13 protein-coding genes and 5 pseudogenes are annotated in these 19,488 nt (G+C 35.9%); 8 read left to right on the top strand and 10 right to left on the bottom strand.

The window, feature by feature from the left end; genetic code table 11:
• Positions 1-5 precede the first annotated feature (5 nt).
• A complete protein-coding gene (locus tag NL281_RS02960; RefSeq protein WP_253303592.1) occupies positions 6-1,526 on the bottom strand; it encodes an HlyD family type I secretion periplasmic adaptor subunit in 1,521 nt (506 codons plus the stop codon).
• 266 nt (positions 1,527-1,792) lie between these two features.
• Between NL281_RS02960 and fabG the strand changes: the two genes are divergently transcribed.
• Positions 1,793-2,527, top strand: coding sequence for a 3-oxoacyl-[acyl-carrier-protein] reductase (fabG, locus tag NL281_RS02955; RefSeq protein WP_253303591.1), 735 nt, complete (start codon positions 1,793-1,795; stop codon positions 2,525-2,527).
• An 88-nt stretch (positions 2,528-2,615) separates the two neighbouring features.
• On the top strand, positions 2,616-2,951 hold the full coding sequence (locus tag NL281_RS02950) for a TrbC/VirB2 family protein (protein WP_236514837.1): 336 nt from the start codon (positions 2,616-2,618) through the stop codon (positions 2,949-2,951).
• Positions 2,952-2,979: 28 nt separating this feature from the next.
• Here the strand turns inward: NL281_RS02950 and NL281_RS02945 are convergent.
• The 4 genes and pseudogenes from NL281_RS02945 to NL281_RS02930 form a co-directional block, all read right to left on the bottom strand.
• Positions 2,980-3,678, bottom strand: a pseudogene (locus NL281_RS02945) (tetratricopeptide repeat protein); the annotation flags it as partial.
• A 27-nt stretch (positions 3,679-3,705) separates the two neighbouring features.
• Positions 3,706-4,943, bottom strand: a pseudogene (locus tag NL281_RS02940) (IS4 family transposase).
• Positions 4,944-5,049: 106 nt separating this feature from the next.
• Positions 5,050-6,147: pseudogene (gene ltrA, locus NL281_RS09135) on the bottom strand (group II intron reverse transcriptase/maturase).
• A 980-nt stretch (positions 6,148-7,127) separates the two neighbouring features.
• Positions 7,128-7,277, bottom strand: coding sequence for a WPE palindromic element domain-containing protein (locus NL281_RS02930; protein ID WP_253303448.1), 150 nt, complete (start codon positions 7,275-7,277; stop codon positions 7,128-7,130).
• Between the two features lie 41 nt (positions 7,278-7,318).
• On the opposite strand from NL281_RS02930, the gene NL281_RS02925 reads away from it, so the two are divergent.
• The 3 genes from NL281_RS02925 to NL281_RS02915 all read left to right on the top strand — a co-directional run bounded on the left by NL281_RS02925 (position 7,319) and on the right by NL281_RS02915 (position 11,191).
• Entirely contained in the window at positions 7,319-8,275 is a 957-nt protein-coding gene (locus tag NL281_RS02925; RefSeq protein ID WP_253303449.1) for an IS5 family transposase, read from the top strand.
• 1,024 nt (positions 8,276-9,299) lie between these two features.
• Complete coding sequence (locus NL281_RS02920) at positions 9,300-9,920, top strand: superoxide dismutase (protein WP_010082437.1); 621 nt, start codon at positions 9,300-9,302, stop codon at positions 9,918-9,920.
• A complete protein-coding gene (locus NL281_RS02915) occupies positions 9,917-11,191 on the top strand; it encodes a M16 family metallopeptidase (protein ID WP_253303590.1) in 1,275 nt (424 codons plus the stop codon). The genes NL281_RS02920 and NL281_RS02915 overlap by 4 nt, the downstream gene beginning before the upstream one ends.
• 6 nt (positions 11,192-11,197) lie before the next feature.
• On the opposite strand, the gene NL281_RS02910 is transcribed toward NL281_RS02915, so the two are convergent.
• The 3 genes from NL281_RS02910 to nuoE form a co-directional block, all read right to left on the bottom strand.
• The gene (locus tag NL281_RS02910; protein WP_253303589.1) at positions 11,198-11,515 is read right to left on the bottom strand and encodes a WD_0736 family protein; all 318 of its coding nucleotides are present in this window, start codon (positions 11,513-11,515) and stop codon (positions 11,198-11,200) included.
• Positions 11,516-11,706: 191 nt separating this feature from the next.
• A complete protein-coding gene (gene tgt / locus NL281_RS02905; protein WP_010082445.1) occupies positions 11,707-12,921 on the bottom strand; it encodes a tRNA guanosine(34) transglycosylase Tgt in 1,215 nt (404 codons plus the stop codon).
• Entirely contained in the window at positions 12,922-13,422 is a 501-nt protein-coding gene (gene nuoE / locus NL281_RS02900) for an NADH-quinone oxidoreductase subunit NuoE (protein WP_182320564.1), read from the bottom strand.
• 224 nt (positions 13,423-13,646) lie between these two features.
• On the opposite strand from nuoE, the gene NL281_RS02895 reads away from it, so the two are divergent.
• Together NL281_RS02895 and NL281_RS02890 are read left to right on the top strand one after the other, a co-directional pair.
• On the top strand, positions 13,647-15,374 hold the full coding sequence (locus NL281_RS02895; protein ID WP_253303588.1) for a hypothetical protein: 1,728 nt from the start codon (positions 13,647-13,649) through the stop codon (positions 15,372-15,374).
• A 116-nt stretch (positions 15,375-15,490) separates the two neighbouring features.
• Positions 15,491-16,579, top strand: a complete 1,089-nt coding sequence (locus tag NL281_RS02890) for an IS481 family transposase (RefSeq protein ID WP_253303703.1) — start codon at positions 15,491-15,493, stop codon at positions 16,577-16,579.
• Between the two features lie 34 nt (positions 16,580-16,613).
• Here NL281_RS02890 and NL281_RS02885 read toward each other — a convergent pair.
• Both NL281_RS02885 and ltrA (NL281_RS02880) read right to left on the bottom strand, forming a co-directional pair.
• Positions 16,614-17,147: pseudogene (locus NL281_RS02885) on the bottom strand (helix-turn-helix domain-containing protein); the annotation flags it as partial.
• Between the two features lie 65 nt (positions 17,148-17,212).
• Positions 17,213-18,172, bottom strand: a pseudogene (ltrA, locus tag NL281_RS02880) (group II intron reverse transcriptase/maturase).
• Between the two features lie 851 nt (positions 18,173-19,023).
• On the opposite strand from ltrA (NL281_RS02880), the gene NL281_RS02875 reads away from it, so the two are divergent.
• Positions 19,024-19,362 carry a hypothetical protein gene (locus tag NL281_RS02875; protein ID WP_253303587.1) on the top strand — a complete coding sequence of 113 codons (339 nt, stop codon included), beginning with the start codon at positions 19,024-19,026 and terminating at the stop codon, positions 19,360-19,362.
• The last annotated feature ends 126 nt before the right edge of the window (positions 19,363-19,488 follow it).

The raw sequence follows: 19,488 nt of genomic DNA, 5'->3' as shown, positions 1-19,488 counted from the left end.
GTGAGCTACCTTTCTATAAAAGACCTATCGACTGTTGCAATTATAGGCGTAAACAAGAATGATAAAAGAGTACGAGATTGAGTAACTATGTACACTTCTGCTGGCATACCAGGGTATAGGTATACGTTTTTAAACTGAGCAAGCTCTGGTTTTGGTATCACTACACGTACTGAATAATAACGCCCTAGCCTTGGATCATCAAGGGCATCGGGAGAAATATTGCTTACTATACCATTAATTAAACTTAAACGACGTGCACTGTAAGCACTTAAACGAACTTTAACCTTTAGCCCTTCTAGCCCATCAATAGAGACTATATTGCTATCTTTCTTTTGTGCTGACAGTATCTCTTCTATGTTTCTGGTCTGAATTTTAGCATCTATTATTAGGTCATCATCCGATGGCACTACGCTCATGATCGGAACTCCAGATTGTATAACACCACCTTCAGTATGGTATCTTATATCTGTCACTATCCCATCTTGAGGCGATTTTATTATTGTACGTGCTAATGAATCTTCAGCAACTATCAGCCTCTCTTTCAAGTCTGCAATAGACGTACTAACTTCCTTAAGTTCAGCGTTTGCTCTTTCTTGAGAATCATTTTTTACGTTTATAATTTCTAATTCATTCTCTCCAATTTTTTGCTGCACTTGAGATATTGCAGAACGGTAATGTCCAACTCTGCCTTCAATTTCAGCAAACTGTTTTTCTAAAGCTAAAATGTGTGGTTTGCTTATATGGCCACTATCAAGTAATTGTCTTTTTGTTTCCAACTCCTCAGTTATCAAGTCATATTGCTTATGAGCTGCATTTAGTTGAAAGTTTAGCCCCGCTAATTCATCATTTAACTGCTTTATACGTTGTTGCAGTATGTCTGTTTTTCCCAATATGCTCTTTCTCTGAGAGTTGAACAACTTTACTTGATTCTTTATCGCTTTATTTACAAGTTCATCGTGAGATAATTTTTTAACCTCATCAGGAAACTCGAGCGTGTCCAAATCTACTCTGATTGCAAGAAGCCTTGCTTCTGTTGCTAAAAATGATAAGAGCTTCTCTTTGATGATACTTAAATTCGCCTTCTCGTTAACATCACTCAACAAAACTAGAGGCTCATCTTTTTTAACTGCTTGACCCTCTTTTACTAAAATTTTGCTTATTATTCCTCCGCCCAAGTGTTGAACTATTTTTCTATTTGAAGATACAATAACTTCTCCACTTGCATGCACCGCACCGTCAATTGGAGCTATAGCCGACCAAATACCACCTATCCCAAAAAAGATGAGTATTACTACCAGACCAAAAAATAGTGGTCCCCATGTTACTTTCAGGACTTCATTTACGTTATTACTTTCGCGTTTTAAAATAAAATTTATCACTGCATCAATCAATGCAAACGTCTTATCCAAAAATTTTGGGTACTTCTTCTTTTTATTTTTTGCTCCTTGCATATTTATATTATCACCATGGCCAATCAAGCCTGTCAAAGAAAATCCAGCGCTAAGCTTTTTTAACTTACTTATCATAATACTACTGTGAATTTGTGTTAACTCAAGATAACACACAAAAACAAAGAATCTATAATTTAAGCATTCCATTTAGACTGTAGAGCACCAGAATAAACTATTTAGTAACAATTCCTGCATCAACTATGTTTTTAAAATTTTTTGACGTTTAACTTTATTATAACTTTTTCTTTATTTTGTGAATATCTGAGTTACTTATATTATGTAAGAAATCTATTGCCAACTAGTCAATATTCTGTTAGGAATTAAGATAATATAAAGTTATTATGCTTAAATTGGAAAGCAGAAAGTTCCTGATTACTGGCGCATCAGGCGGAATAGGGCAAGCAATTGTAAAAATTATGCACAAAGCCGGAGCAACTTTATGTATTTCTGGCACAAAAAAAGAAGTGCTCGAAGAAGTTGCTAAACAATATGAAAAAAATATGCACGTACTCCCTTGTGATTTATCAAATGCTGAGGAAGTAAATCAACTAGTAAACAGAGCAAGTGAGTTGATGGAAGGCTTTGACGGGCTTGTATGCAACGCGGGCATTACGCAAGACAGTTTATTATTGAGAATGACAGATGAAGCATGGCAAAAAGTAATTGATATTAACTTGAGCTCTACATTTAAGCTGAGTAGAGAAGCATGCAGGAAACTAATTAAGAATAATTGGGGAAGAATTATAAATATTTCCTCAATAATAGGGCTAACAGGAAACGCCGGGCAAGCAAATTATGCAGCGTCTAAAGCTGGAATAATAGCCATGAGCAAATCTATAGCAAAAGAAGTTGCAAGTCGTAATATAACAGTAAATTGTATTGCTCCTGGGTTTATAGATACTAAAATGACTGAAGTTTTAAATGAAGGACAAAAGGGAAAAATATTAGATAATATTCCAATGAAAAGAATGGGAACAGGGGAAGAAATAGCAGCAGGGGTCTTGTTTTTAGCAAGTGATGAAGCAAAATATATAACAGGGCATGTGCTCAATATTAATGGTGGGTTATTTATGTAGCAACACTTATGTATGGACAAATTATAATTTTTACTTTAAAATAAAAAATGTGTAGGTTTACGTTAATTTATTACTTAGAGGCAAAAAAATGAGCTCTATAATAGGATTTTTTGGTGTCTTGTGTGTAGTATTGCTTTTCTCTTTCTCAGGTTACGCAGCTATCACTGGTCCTGATATGGATGATACAACACAAGTAATATGTAATATTATTGGTTATGTTTGGGGGATAGGCGGTCCACTTATGACGGTAGTAATAATTGGTGCAGCTTTGCTTGCAATATTTGGCAGGATGCCGTGGCCAGCCCTCTTTGCTCTAGGCGTGTTTTGTGCTGTATTTTTTGGCGCTAAGACGATTATAATAAAAGTTATGCCCAATGTAAGCGATGAAGCAAAAGCTATGTTGGAAAAGTGTGGAAAGAAATAACCCATAAAAGTACAGAAATGCTTTTTTGTTATCCATTAAATCGCTTCATATCTTCAACTTGCAACAAATAAGGGCTATCTTTTGGTAAAGTTTTAACAGCTAGCTCAGCATATTTTGTAAATTGCTTTAAATCACCTTCAATACAAGCCTTTTTTGTCAAGGCAAAATAATGCATTGCCGTATCAGCTTCACATTTATATGCAATGCTTAAATACTTCCAGACAAAAGCGTTATTTGGTTCTATATTCAAAATCTGCTCCAGGTAAAAAATCGCCTTTTTTGCATCACCGTGTAATAATAAAGTATGAGATAATGCAAGTTTCACTAAATAACTGTTTTTCTCAGATAAATACCTAAGCGATTCCTCATACATTTTTATTGCTTCACTTAAATTTCCGGCCTTGTATAGCATTTCTGCTTTTAATTCATATAGGTATGGGTCATTGCGTGACTCTTGAATCAATGAATTAACTTTAGCAATAGCCTCTTCTATCTTTCCTTGCCTATAGCAAACTATAGCATTTACATACTCAGAATTATTTTCATATTTATTAGATAACACATGAATAGGAGCAAAGAAAGAGTCTAGCTTGGCAACCACACGCTCAAACTTTAGTAACTTATCCGCAAAAATTGGTTTTACGTTGTTTTTAACCTTATAATTTTGTACAGCAAATATACGTTTCTCACTAAGTGGGTGAGTGCGGAAATATTCCTCGGTGTTCTCACAATGGCGTCAACTTAAGAACTTTCATTAGCAAACTCTCCTAAAGACATGATGGCGTTTGGGCTTATCTACCTTATCGCGGCTATACAATCGTCCCGGTCGGATTTTAACTTTAGCGCGTATACTTGCTCTATCAAAAAGGGCTTGAAAGTTTTTTGGCGCAATAAGTACCTGATAGAGTTTCTGCCTCATTACACCAAATAAAACCGAAAAATTTAAACGATACTCAGCAATTTGATCTGGATTCCAAGGCCCTTGTGCATTACACATATGAAGCGACAATATATTACACATGACTAAGTTTGCCCAAAATTCTTGTAATACAGCCTCTAAATTTACGCCAGAAAAATTCTCTAATTCTGCACCTATTTTGAGTCGTTTATAGCACTCCTCTATATGCCACCTTAACACATAAGCTTTGCTGATATCTTCCAAAGTAAATTTTACTCGGTCAAAAAGTGAAGTAATCAATACCTCTGTTTCTCCGTTGGCTAATGTCAGCACTATTACTCTTACTTTCTGTCCTTTCATTTTATTTTTTAGCTTTTCATTTTCTAATATAAAATCGAAATCTAATTCTCCAGATGCAATTCGTTCCCATAGCTTGCTATAATTTCTTTTTTGCAAGCGAAAAATAAAATCTACTTCCAAATCATAATGCTGCTGAATGAATTTTACTGAAGACGATCATAGATAAATAATAATTTCTTTTGATTTAATGAACGCATTTGAGTGATAACTTCGGGTAATTGCTCTTCCGCCAACGTTTGTTCACCTATATTCCAAGCCGCAAGACGAGCACTACAAATCAGCGAAGTACACAAATCAACAAACAAATTGCCAATGGTGGCATTATACCTGTTGTTCCATTTGGTTTAAAACGGCCAAACTCGGATACAATTTCTTCAGAGCTCGGTAATCGAATACCAGAACCATCTGCTGCAATAAGCCTATAGCCTCTCCAACTCAGGCTCATCTTGATAGGCTGTTTGGATGCTTAAATTCTTTAAAACCTGTATGACAAATCTTATATCTTGCTTTAGAAAAAGCTTGCTTTGAGGGTACATGTCAATGGCTCCATAAGTTCACATTCTATTCCCAAACTTTTTTTAACTAACTTTAAAATCATAGAAAATACTGTCGAAAAAGGAAGTTTTCTTGTTCGTGTAAAACTCAACACAATGGATTCTCTGAAAAGCTTTCGAGTATATTATATTTTTAATTTGTAGAATAAGATTTTTTCCTTTTTGTTTGGTAGAAGTCATAGTTTTAAATCCTCCTGATTAAGTTTTATCGCTATGACTCCCCCACCAGAACCGTGCTTGCAGCTTTCCCGCACACGGCTCCACAATGTAGTATTCACAGCATTTCCTATTTTGTATATAATGAGTAGCATATTCTTGGTTTTGGTAATGGATTAACTTGTAGATAGTGTATAAATTGCTTTGAATTCATACTCTTCTTCTGACTACGTCGGTTTATCCATTTATACGCTAGCTTGATTACCCGCCAGAAGAATTTATTCAACCACCGGTAATTTCCGCTAACTCCGAAGTAGTTATAGTGTCCTGTTAGTTTTGCTTTAAGTATTGACCACCAATCTTTAAGGTGAACTTTATTTCGAATCTTTTTCACCCATTCTTTGATTTCTTTAAGTTTTCTAGATAGATTTTCTTTCGAGGTTTTATGACCTACCATTACTCTACCTTTACGACTCCTTGTACCATAATGGGTGAATCCTAGAAAGTTGAAACTTTCCGTTTTTCGTTTCTCCCTTATTCCTTGTTGCCACTCCTTTTTGCCAAACTTTACTATTCTTGTTTTGTCTTCAGATATTTCCAGTCCAAATTTTCCTAGCCTTTGTTTCAGTGACTCTAAGAGTTCTCTAGCATCTTTTTCTCTTTCGCAGCAAATCAGGTGATCGTCTGCATACCTAACTAGCTCCATATAACCTTTAGATCTTAGCTTGAATTTCTTTTCAAACCACAAATCCAGCACATAATGCAACTATATATTAGCTAGTATAGGACTTACTATTCCCCCCTGAGGTGTGCCTAGTTCAGTTGCTTCATAATGTCCTGCTTCGACTACTCCTGCCTTAAGAAATCGTTTTACTAACCACAGTATGTTTGGGTCTGTTATCCGTTCTCTCAAGCATCTCATTAGCCATTTGTGCTGGACATTATCAAAGAATTTCTTGATATCAACTTCTACTACATAGTTAGTTGGTCTGTACATAACTGCTTTATTTAGTGCATTTACCGCTTGATGACAGCTTCTACCAGGACGAAAACCATATGAGTTATCCAGAAAGTTAGCTTCATAAATATTTTCTAATATCTTCTTCAGCATTATCTGGACTAACTTATCTTCTGTAGACGGTACTCCAAGCCCGCGTTTCTCTTTGCTTCCAGCTTTTGGTATATATACTCTTTTCACTGGTTGCGGTTGATATCGCTTTCTTTTCATACTATCCACCAGAGTGTTGAGCTTCTCTTCAAGATTTTCTCCATAAGCTTCTACTGTCACCTGGTCTATACCGCATGCTTTGTTATGCTTTAGCTCTTTATAACATTCAGCAAGATTCTCTGCGTTTATCAGATGAATTAACGATTAAATTTCAATCGTTTATCTTGCCTGGCTCTTACTGCTATCTGATTTAGTTTTCTTTGCACGTTATTCCAACCTCCGTTGTATTGGCATAGCAATTCCTAAACCAGTCACTATATTGCTGACCGCTTCCCCTTGTATGTGGCTTTCCCACACTCTGAGTACTATCAATCAGTCCGACTTCCTTTATATCTTCCGTCAGTACTCGCCTTTGTTGACTTGTTCCAACGTACCTTAATAGGAATACAAAGGATCTCCCAAGTTTACGTAAACTCCATCTCAACACGTGATACGGCCTCAGATCCCGATAGAGTGAGTGATAACTTGCCCTATTGTTACCCTTCTTGCTGTCTTCCACTATATGCAACGTGTCGACCTCTATGACATCGAGAATTTCGGGACTCAATACCTTCACTTTCGTTGTACCCTGTGTTGTCCATTCCACTAGCTTTACTACGCTCGTTACCTTACGCAGCATAGTGGTTTGTTCCAGCCTGCTGGCTAGGCTTTGCCTGGGTTGGATTTTCACCAACTGGACTTTACGCACTTTGCTTGGCGCACGCATGTTTCACCTAAAAAGGACACATTTTAAACTTCTTTGTTGAAATAAAATAGAAACAAAAGTGCTGTTTCCTGCGGCTTCTGGATAATTTAATGGTAAAAGTTTTAGAGAGAAATTTTATACACTATCGCTGATATTTTTCCTTAAGTTGACGCCATTGTCCGTTCAGCAGAGTGGCAAAGTAGGTAGGCAAGATAAACTAAAAAATCAAGAAAAAGTGAGTGTACAACAAATGGTGTCATGCAAGTAGCTGACACTGGTTCACTTTATGATGGTGTCATCCCAGTGCTCCCTTTCTTGTCATCCCAGTGCTTGACACTGGGATCCAGCTTTTGATCGAAAATGTTGTATAGTGCACAATCAATTTTTCTGGATTCCAGTGGGCTTTGTTGCATAGCAACTGAAAAAATCTGGTGGCTACTGACAAAATTCATTATAAAATAGCCATTTAACCTTGAAAGAAAAAATATGCCACAAAAAATGAGGGTCAGTAACCATAGCGAATATAACAAATTTCTAGAAAAAAGAGGAAATATTTTTCATTATATCAACGAAGCCATAGAAAAGTGGTACGAGAATGGTCCAAAAATACCAGGTGGCAACAATATTTATAGCGATAAAGTTGTAATTTTGGTGCACATAATAACTTGTTTATTTAGAATAGGCCTGAGGCAAACAGTTGGGTTTATAGCAGGATACCTTGAGCAAATTGGGAAAAATTTGCAAGTTATCAGCTATTCACAATCATCAAGAAGGTTTAAGAAACTCAATATTAAGATCAATGATTGCAGAATTGATAAAAATAATATGGAAGATATCGAAATTACTATAGACAGTACAGGAATTAGTATATACAACAACACTCCTGGTCATAGCAAAGAAAATAGCGAAGATAGAAAGTATCGCAGCTATGAACAGACAAGAAAATTGCATGTAATGTTGAATACAAACAGCAAAAAAGCCATAGCTGTAAAATACAGTAACGGTGTCTACTCTGATCACTATGGAGCTTGTGATTTGCTAAAAGAAGTCGATTTTCAGTATGTCATAAAAGTACTATATGCAGATAGGGCATATGACAGAGAAAAGCTCTATAAGCTGTGTAATCAATATGGTATAAAAACGAAAATTCCTCCGAAAAACAACGCAGCAGAGCATCCAAAATTGGATTATATGCTTGATAGAAATGCCGCTATTCAGTTAATGAAATTACATGGTGAGAATGGTATAAAAAGATGGAAAGAAGAAGTAAATTACGGAAAAAGATCGTATATTGAAGGATTTTTCTCAAGGTTGAAGCGAATATTTGGGTTTAGTTTTAGGAGCAAATCTGAGATTAATCGTGAGAAGGAACTGCTACTCAAGTGTTATTTGCTTAACAAATTTACTGAAATAGGCATGGCTAAGTTTGAGATAGCTTCATGAATTTATTGTACGTTACCTACTATCCGAAGAGCGATACAACAAAGCCCACTGGGATCCAGGAATTTTATTAAGTTGGTAAGCATAAAAGTAGCCGTTTTATGTTAAAACACAACGTTCTTGATGAGATTACGGCAAGGCTGGATCCCAGTGTCAAGCACTGGGATGACACCCTTTTTGGGTCCTCTAAGTAGCCTATATAGTGTCATCCAAGTAGCTGACACTGGGATCTAGCAAGCTTTGCTTGCAAATAAGTCTAATACGCGTCGCGTTTTATGCCAAAACACAATTGGAGTTACATGCAAAATAGATCCCAGTGTCAGCTACTTGGATGACAAAAAAAGGAGCACTGGGATGAAACCATTTGTTGTGTTTAACAAAGTTCGTACTTAGCTTCATGTTAGCTACAAATATTAAGAAATTTACTAAATGAAAAAAAAGGCAAAAGAAGCCCCGTGGTTATTATCCGCTTTAAAATATTGGCGTTTTTTATGTTTTAAACGCTTGACAAGCGAAATTCAGCTGCTTTTAATTGCAACTAACTTACGCTGCAAACGTTTAAGAAATTTACTAAGCAGAAAAAAAGACAAAGAATCCCCGAGTTAGCTAGTCTTTTACTATCTCTGTCGAGTATTGGCATTTTTTGATGTCTTGTAACGCTTTATAAGCGCGTTCAGCTTATTTAGATAAAAATCTAGATGTAGATGAAGTTTTGTAAAGACATACAGTATCTATATACTGCAAAAAATTAAACATAAGACGCCGATACATTAAGTAATCCTTACCTTTTAATCTGCAGATTGGCGAAAGCAAATACAATAGCTTCACTATCATGATAAGGGCGCTGGCGAAGGGTGTCAAGTAACTTTTGCATTTAATCCATTTCTATGGCTTATATAATAATCGTTATTGTAGTATAATTTAGAATAATGCAATAGATACCTAAATGTTTTAGCTATTAATTATATGTTGCATAAAAGCATATATTGCCCTACCATCCAAGTAGGTCAAAAATAAAGAGGTTGGCATGAGTTTTACTTTACCTGAATTACCATATGATAAAACAGCTTTGGAGCCTTACATATCTGCAAAAACTTTGGATTTTCATTATGATAAGCACCATAAAGGATATTTAAATAAACTCAATGAGCTAGTTGAAAATACGGATTATCAACATGTAAAAATTGAGGAATTAATAACAAAAGTGCATGGTAATAGCGGCAACTTGCCTATATTTAATAACGCAGCACAAGTTTGGAATCACACTTTTTATTGGAATTCAATGAAAAAAAATGGTGGTGGTAAGCCTAAAGATGGTAGTCTTCTAGCAAAAAAAATTCAAGACGATATCGGTGGCTTTGATAAATTTTATGAAGAATTTTCGAGTCATGGAGTAAGCCAATTTGGCAGTGGATGGGTATGGTTAGTGCTCGAAAAAGGTAGGTTAGGAAAGCTCAAAATCACCAAAACTCCAAATGCAGATTTGCCAATAATTTATGGCCAAGTGCCACTACTCACTATGGATGTGTGGGAGCACGCCTATTATTTAGATTGTCAAAACCGTAGAATTGACTACATAAAAGTTTTCCTTGATCATTTGATTAATTGGGATTTTGCAGAAGAGAACTTAGAAGAATATATGAGATGAATATACCCCGGGTAACAAAATTAGATAATGGTCTGCGCATAATAACTGAGCAGGTGCGTGATATTGATTCCGTAGCTTTAAGCATACGAGTTGGTGTTGGCAGTAGAGCAGAAAGTGCAAAGCAAAATGGAATATCCCATTTTTTAGAACACATGGCTTTCAAAGGGACGAAGACAAGAACTGCCTTTGAAATTGCAAAAGCTTTTGATGACATAGGTGGGGTTTTCAACGCCAGCACTGGTAGGGAAAGCACCACCTATTATGCAAAAGTCCTCAAGAAAGACATCAAAACTGGTATTGATATACTAATAGATATATTGATGAATTCAACATTTCCAGAAGATGAATTGGAGCGTGAGAAGGGCGTTGTAATACAAGAGATTTTTCAAACTAATGATTCACCAAGTGACATTGTTTTCGATAAATATTTTGAGGCAGCTTATAAAGATCAACCTTTCGGCAGGTCAATCTTAGGCACGCAAGATACTGTAAAATCTTTTACTCGAGGAGATCTAGATAATTACATAAATGAGCATTACTTTGGCGAGAATATGCTATTTGCCGTTGCAGGAAATGTTGAACATGAAGAAGTTGTTGCATTAACCAAAGATTTTTTCTCAAAGATTCATTCTAAAAAGCTGAAAAAAAGCCAAAATGCGACGAGCCACACTGGTGGTGAGTATTTAGAACATCGTAAATTAGATCAGGTACACTTGCTAATTGGTCTACCTAGTGTTTCTCGCCATGACGATAAATATCACACGTTTCAAGTGCTTGATTCTATATTAGGGAGCGGAATGTCATCACGTTTATTCCAGGAAGTAAGGGAAAAGCAGGGATTAGCTTACTCTGTTTATTCATTTAATTCCAGCTATACTAATACAGGAATGTTTTCCATTTTTGCTGGTACAGACAGTAGTAACTTAGATAAGCTTTTAAAATCTATAACGACAGAGTTGAAGAAGTTGTCTACAGATGATCTGAAGGAAGAAGAAGTAAATAGAGTGAAAGAGCGAGTAAAATCCCAAATTTTAATGTCACGCGAAAGTGTTAGCTCACGTGCTGAAACATTGGGACACTACTACGGTAACTATAATAGGTACATCAGTAAAAATGAATTAATAGAAAAAATTAGTGCAGTTACCACTGCTAACGTAAAAAAAGCAGCAGAAGAATTGTTATCTCAGCATGAAAAAACCACTCTAGCTGCAATTGGAGAAATTGAATCATTGCCAAGTTACGATAAAGTGGTTTCTATGCTTAAAGCTTAGTGTACTTTAATTATGTTGCTTAAGCTCACTAAAAAGTTCAATGAACGGTTGCAAAATCCTTTCTATAAAAAGTTTGCTTTCTGGTTCATCGCGTATATTACTTATCAGTTTATTCAAAGTTTTCTCGCTGTTTCGTAAAAATAAATAGCTTTCTACTGCTTGCACACCAGACAAGACAGTCAAAATTCCTTCTATCACTAGACAAGCAGCTATAGCAGGTACGGTACCCACTGCAATTGCAGTTGCGATTAATGATAACCCAGCTAAGAATGTAACGGCTGAAACGCAAAACGCTATTTGATGTTTTTCTTTATTGTTAACCATAAATACCTCACAAAAACTATATTTTTAACATACCAGTGTTGTCATGTATTGTCAAGTTTTTAAAGAAGATTAAAAAATGCAACGCACATGTGCAAAAAACGCTAACTATGGATTAGCCAAGGAAGAAAGAGTAGGAAGAGGAAGGCTTTTTCTGTTTTAGGGAATATAAAATAAGCGTAGAAAAATATGAACTAGGTGTATAATTCACAGTGTAGTGGTGTCTCACTAATCCAATTATTTTTCTCCCGATCTAGCCTATCATCTAATATAGCCTGCCTTATTGATGCCATTAACTTATTCATAAAGAAAATATTATGAATGGTAACGAGCGTGTAAGCCAGGAGCTCTTTAGCTTTCAGTAAATGGTGTATATAAGCTCTTGAATGTTTTCTGCAGGTAAAACATAAACAGTCACTTTCAATTGGGTTGTTGTCCAGCTCAAATCGTTGATTCCGCAAATTAATATGCTCTTTGCACTTTGAAGAAATAGAATTTCTGTTTTTTACTTTAACAAGTGCGCCACCATGCCTTGCTAAGCGGGTTGGATGCACGCAATCAAACGTGTCAATTCCAAGCTCTACTCCGCGAAAGATGTCCACAATTCCACCAATACCAAGCAAATGAGTAGGCCTGTCTTTTTTCAGGTGGTCCATAGTGAAAGAAACTACATCATGCATCTGCTCTTTACTTTGACCAAGTGATCCACCTATTGCTTGACCAAAAAATGGCAAATCGTTGATAAAATCACAACTTTCTCTACGTAAATCTTGATACACTCCGCCTTGACTAATTCCATACAGTGCCTGCTTGCCATTATTGTTTTTTTCAAATTCATTTAAAGAACGTTCAGCCCATCTGTGGCTCATGAGCATTGATTTTGCTGTGTATTCTTTGCTTACGTGAAATGGAGTGCATTCATCTAAAACTAGGATTAAATCTGCACCTAATTTCTGTTGAATTTGTACAGATTTTTCAGGAGTTAAGCAATAAATTTTACCATTAATGTAAGAACGGAAAATTGCCCCATCCTCATTAATTTTGATCAAAGTTTTTTGTTTTTTTCTTATTCCTTTTATCTCTTCCGAAACTGATCCGTGGCCTAAGCTAAATATCTGATATCCACCTGAGTCAGTTAGCATTGGCCCATTCCATCCTATCATCTTGCGCAAACCACCAAGTTTTGCAACAGTATTCTCTCCTGGTTGAAGCATTAGGTGATAGGTGTTGGAAAGTATGATTTGGGTACCAGCTTCACTTATTCTTTCAATATCTGCAGCTTTAATTGCAGCTTTTGTTGCGCAGAATATAAAAGCGGGGGTTTCTACGCTTCCATTTGGAGTTTTAATTGTTCCAACTCTTGCAGAACCTGATTGCTTGATTCTCTTGAATGAAAATTCTTCTTTCATCTATTTGCCTGAAAGTTCTGTTATGATGTTTTCTACTTTCTCAGGAGTAAGATTTTCATAGAAGTCATTATTGATCTGCACAACGGGAGCATTAACGCATGCACCTAGGCATTCAACTTCTTTTAAAGTGAACAAATTATCTTTAGTAGTCTCACCGATATTGATTCCAAGTTTTTTTTTAAAGGTATTTAAAACTTCTTCACTATTGCACAACCAGCAAGGAGTTGTTCTACAAATTTGTATTAGATATTTGCCTACTGGTTTTAAATTATACATGGTGTAAAAATTTGCCACTTCATATACACGAATATGTGGAATATGCAGCATATCAGCAACATAACGCATAGCAGATTCAGAAACCCATCCGCATTGCTCTTGAACCAGATATAGTAAAGGCATAACAGCACTACCTTCTCTACCTTTGGGATACTTCTCTATAAACTTTCCCGCTTTCTTGAGGTTTTCTGATGTAAAACTAAACTGCTCTTCTTTTTCTATCATTCATGAGACTCGTGTAAACTTTAACAGATTATACCTGTAGAACCAATGATTGCAATTGTTGGTTTTTTGAGAAATAGCATAAAGCTTCTTAGCCCTCTTCAAGCTTATATTTACCTTTTAGTATAAAATATTATATTAATTTTTTAATTTTAGTTAAAATTTTCATTGACATTAACACACAGGAGTAATCATAATAGCATTTTATTAATATTTTAAATAAAATTATGTCTATATTAAGAAGATTGCTCGGGATCAACTCAAATACACCGGAAATTAAAGAAGCGATAGGTTTTAATCCAACAAACGTAGAATTAATTGAGGGGAATGGAGTTGCTTACGGACTCAGCTATCAAGATAATGGTAATGGGAGCAGTAAAGTAAAATTACTTATTAGTCCATTATATCAATCAAAAACATACGAATGTGGTACAAATATCAGCGTAGCAAATGAATTCAAAGATCAATTATCTCTCACATTAATAGAAGATTCAGCTGAAATAGATAAAGTTGGAGTTATCTTTCCTGAAGAAGGAATTAGCGAAGAAGGAGAAAAATGCGTTAAAGGCTTATCTTTTAACACTTACGGAATTAAACAATCAGTTAATACTCCTTCAGTTGAACATTTAGATAAAAGAAAATTACAAAAGAATATTGATAATAATAGTCTTGCAAATGTGGGCAATAGTTACTTTCAACCAAGAGCAGTGAAAGTTGGTAATGGTGACGTAATTGTAATCGCCCATAACTTAAAGGATCAAACTTTAGTTTCTTGGTACTTAAAGTCAAGCGAGAGCGGAAAATTTAAGGTATTGACTGGAGAAAAAGGTGTTACAGAAAGAAAATTGTTCAATTTTGATAATCAGGGGCAATTGGCATTAAATGGAAACACGATGCTTTATTCGCAAGTGAGCAAAAGGATTACTAAGGAAAATCAAGAGGTGAGAAAAACACGTATTTTTAAATTTGATATGGCTAAAGTGATTCAGGGTCTGAAGGATGGAGTTAATGGCTTTTTACTTGGTAATCGAAAAGGTCAAATAGATAATAAAGCACTATCTCTTTCTAGAGAACATGAAATAAGCTTTTTGCAGTATGTTGAACAAACGGAAGGAAATGATCTAGTTGCTTTTCTTGAAAATGACCAATCAGCTAATGAGCAGAGGTTACATATAGCAACTCTACTTAAAAATGGATCAGTGTCAGATTTTCCTATCTATCAATTTACAGATCCTATAGAGCAATTATATATTAAAGGCAACGGTCAGGGTGGTTTTATCGTAACTGCGGTAAGTGGAGAAAATATTGTAACTTTTAATCAAAACGGCTCTGGAAAATCTTCTGAAGCAACAATAATACCGGCAAATAGCATCAAAACTCTCAGTGATTTTGTTAATATCATTAACGGTCGATTAACGCCAGATATTATTTCTAGTAGTACCGTGGCTCCTATAACTGTTGCAGAAACGGTTGTGACTTCTAAGAAAACGCCGACTGCTGCAATTACTAGCACAGCAGAAACCGACGCTGTGAAGACTACTAAATTGACAACGGAAGCCGTTGCACCTACTTCTACAATAAGTAAACCTTCAACGGAGTCAACGACAGTAGCAAAAACAACTACTACTTCACAAGCGACCACGGTTGCTACAACGTCAACTAGTGTGCCGATAGTAACTTCAGGGACTGAGACAAGTACTGTAAAACCTACAGCAGCGACTGGTGCGTCGACTTCTACGATGAGTAAACCTTCAACAGAGTCAACGACTCAAACAAGTACAGTAACAGTGAAGCCAACAACAGAAGCCGTTGCACCTACTTCTACAACGAATAAACCTTCAACAGAGTCAACGACTCAAACAAGCACAGTAACAGTGGAACCAACTGCGCCAACAACAAGCTCAGAGAAAACTACACAAACAGTATTTAGTTGTAAAAGACAAGACTTAATCTGACAGACAAGAATTAACTGACAGAAGAATTGAGGTAGTCAAAACTTGTATTAAACAAGACTTGATCTGACACTTTAAAAAAGTAAGTTATAAAATAATAAAAGAAAGGAGTGTTAGAAATGAGTACAATACAAACAAAAATACTAAAACCAAAGCTAGGGTTATTAGAACTAGCAAAACAACTAGGAAATGTATCTCAAGCATGCAAAGTGATGGGATACTCAAGAGATACATTTTATCGATTCAAAGAGTTGTACGAAAATGGAGGAGAAGAAGCATTACATGAGATAAGTAAGAAAAAACCTCTATTAGCGAATAGAGTTTCCGACGATATAGAAAGAGCAGCGATTGGTATAGCAACAGAATTTCCAGCATATGGGCAAGAAAGAGCTGCAAATGAACTGAGAAAAAGAGGTATAATAATTTCTCAGGGAGGAGTGAGATCTATATGGCTGAGAAATGATCTTGAAACTTTCAAGAAAAGACTTAAAGCACTGGAAGCAAAAGTAGCTCAAGATGGAATTATATTAACCGAAGAGCAACTTGCAGCTTTAGAAAAAGTTAAAGAACAAAGAGAAGCACATGGTGAAATTGACACCGAACATTCAGGTTATTTGGGTTCTCAAGATACCTATTATGTAGGTAATATAAAAGGTATAGGAAGAATCTACCAGCAGACCTTCATTGATACTTATTCTCGAGTAGCATTTGCCAAGCTTTATACAGACAAAACGGCTATTACTGCTGCTGACTTGCTGAATGATAGAGTGATACCATTTTTTGATGAGCAAAATGTGCCATTATTGCGTATCCTTACAGACCGAGGAACAGAGTATTGTGGTAAGCCTGAAAATCACGCTTATCAGCTTTATTTGGGAATCGAAAATATCGATCATTCTAGGACCAAAGCCAATTCTCCACAGACTAATGGCATATGTGAAAGGTTTCATAGAACTATGCAAGATGAGTGTTACAATATTATCTTCAGAAAGAAAATCTACAATTCTTTGGAAGGTCTACAGATTGATGTTGATTATTGGTTGCGTTCTTACAATGAAACAAGACCGCATTCAGGTAAATATTGCTATGGTAAGACGCCTATGCAGACTTTTCTTGATAGCAAACATGTTGCTTTTCAGAAAAATATTAGTAGCATTACACAAGAGACTGATATTAGTTTTGACTACCTCAATTCTTCTGTCAGTTAATTCTTGTCTGTCAGATTAAGTCTTGTCTTTTACATTTTATATTACCTACATAATAGGTATCTTGAGAACCCAAATAACCTGAATGTTCGGTGTCAATTTCACCATGTGCTTCTCTTTGTTCTTTAACTTTTTCTAAAGCTGCAAGTTGCTCTTCGGTTAATATAATTCCATCTTGAGCTACTTTTGCTTCCAGTGCTTTAAGTCTTTTCTTGAAAGTTTCAAGATCATTTCTCAGCCATATAGATCTCACTCCTCCCTGAGAAATTATTATACCTCTTTTTCTCAGTTCATTTGCAGCTCTTTCTTGCCCATATGCTGGAAATTCTGTTGCTATACCAATCGCTGCTCTTTCTATATCGTCGGAAACTCTATTCGCTAATAGAGGTTTTTTCTTACTTATCTCATGTAATGCTTCTTCTCCTCCATTTTCGTACAACTCTTTGAATCGATAAAATGTATCTCTTGAGTATCCCATCACTTTGCATGCTTGAGATACATTTCCTAGTTGTTTTGCTAGTTCTAATAACCCTAGCTTTGGTTTTAGTATTTTTGTTTGTATTGTACTCATTTCTAACACTCCTTTCTTTTATTATTTTATAACTTACTTTTTTAAAGTGTCAGATCAAGTCTTGTTTAATACAATTTATTCAACCACCGGTAATTTCCGCTAACTCCGAAGTAGTTATAGTGTCCTGTTAGTTTTGCTTTAAGTATTGACCACCAATCTTTAAGGTGAACTTTATTTCGGATCTTTTTCACCCATTCTTTGATTTCTTTAAGTTTTCTAGATAGATTTTCTTTCGAGGTTTTATGACCTACCATTACTCTACCTTTACGACTCCTTGTACCATAATGGGTGAATCCTAGAAAGTTGAAACTTTCCGTTTTTCGTTTCTCCCTTATTCCTTGTTGCCACTCCTTTTTGCCAAACTTTACTATTCTTGTTTTGTCTTCAGATATTTCCAGTCCAAATTTTCCTAGCCTTTGTTTCAGTGACTCTAAGAGTTCTCTAGCATCTTTTTCTCTTTCGCAGCAAATCAGGTGATCGTCTGCATACCTAACTAGCTCCATATAACCTTTAGATCTTAGCTTGAATTTCTTTTCAAACCACAAATCCAGCACATAATGCAACTATATATTAGCTAGTATAGGACTTACTATTCCCCCCTGAGGTGTGCCTAGTTCAGTTGCTTCATAATGTCCTGCTTCGACTACTCCTGCCTTAAGAAATCGTTTTACTAACCACAGTATGTTTGGGTCTGTTATCCGTTCTCTCAAGCATCTCATTAGCCATTTGTGCTGGACATTATCAAAGAATTTCTTGATATCAACTTCTACTACATAGTTAGTTGGTCTGTACATAACTGCTTTATTTAGTGCATTTACCGCTTGATGACAGCTTCTACCAGGACGAAAACCATATGAGTTATCCAGAAAGTTAGCTTCATAAATATTTTCTAATATCTTCTTCAGCATTATCTGGACTAACTTATCTTCTGTAGACGGTACTCCAAGCCCGCGTTTCTCTTTGCTTCCAGCTTTTGGTATATATACTCTTTTCACTGGTTGCGGTTGATATCGCTTTCTTTTCATACTATCCACCAGAGTGTTGAGCTTCTCTTCAAGATTTTCTCCATAAGCTTCTACTGTCACCTGGTCTATACCGCATGCTTTGTTATGCTTTAGCTCTTTATAACATTCAGCAAGATTCTCTGCGTTTATCAGATGAATTAACGATTAAATTTCAATCGTTTATCTTGCCTGGCTCTTACTGCTATCTGATTTAGTTTTCTTTGCACGTTATTCCAACCTCCGTTGTATTGGCATAGCAATTCCTAAACCAGTCACTATATTGCTGACCGCTTCCCCTTGTATGTGGCTTTCCCACACTCTGAGTACTATCAATCAGTCCGACTTCCTTTATATCTTCCGTCAGTACTCGCCTTTGTTGACTTGTTCCAACGTACCTTAATAGGAATACAAAGGATCTCCCAAGTTTACGTAAACTCCATCTCAACACGTGATACGGCCTCAGATCCCGATAGAGTGAGTGATAACTTGCCCTATTGTTACCCTTCTTGCTGTCTTCCACTATATGCAACGTGTCGACCTCTATGACATCGAGAATTTCGGGACTCAATACCTTCACTTTCGTTGTACCCTGTGTTGTCCATTCCACTAGCTTTACTACGCTCGTTACCTTACGCAGCATAGTGGTTTGTTCCAGCCTGCTGGCTAGGCTTTGCCTGGGTTGGATTTTCACCAACTGGACTTTACGCACTTTGCTTGGCGCACGCATGTTTCACCTAAAAAGGACACATTTTAAACTTCTTTGTTGAAATAAAATAGAAACAAAAGTGCTGTTTATTGCACTCTTTGGATAATTTAATGATAAAAAATTTAGAGAGAAATTTTATACACTATCGCTGATATTTTTCCTTAAGTTGACGCCATTGAAAGAACGCTTACAAGGGATAGAAGAAGAGAAAAAAAAGGTAGTTGATCAGAAGGCAGTAGAAAAAGGAATAAGTCTTATTATAAATAGCATAAAGAATTTTTATTCTAGTGTAAAATCGAACCTGGAACAGCTAGATTGGCAAACTAAGCGCGGCATTATTAAAGCATTAATAGGACAAATTAACATTGGTTGTGATCAGGTAGAAGTAGGATTTCAGATCGAAGAACCAGCACAGGATGGGGGAATTCTTAATTTGTATCATTGTACTACACATCATAATAAGGGGTTGGCAAAATGTGTCAAGCAAGTTTTTTCGTTTCTATAAATCTGGATTTCAGCGTTATGCGCTGGAATGACAACGTGAGGTAAATTTTTCAACATCCCAAAATTACAGAATTCAGTCTGTTTAATTAAGTGTGAACTGTTACACGAAAATTTTGTAAACAGATTA

Origin of the sequence: Wolbachia endosymbiont of Phyllotreta cruciferae (genome assembly GCF_918697765.1) — a bacterium.
In the GTDB taxonomy this organism is placed as follows: Bacteria; Pseudomonadota; Alphaproteobacteria; order Rickettsiales; family Anaplasmataceae; genus Wolbachia; species Wolbachia pipientis.
This window is presented reverse-complemented; position numbering and strand designations above follow the sequence as displayed.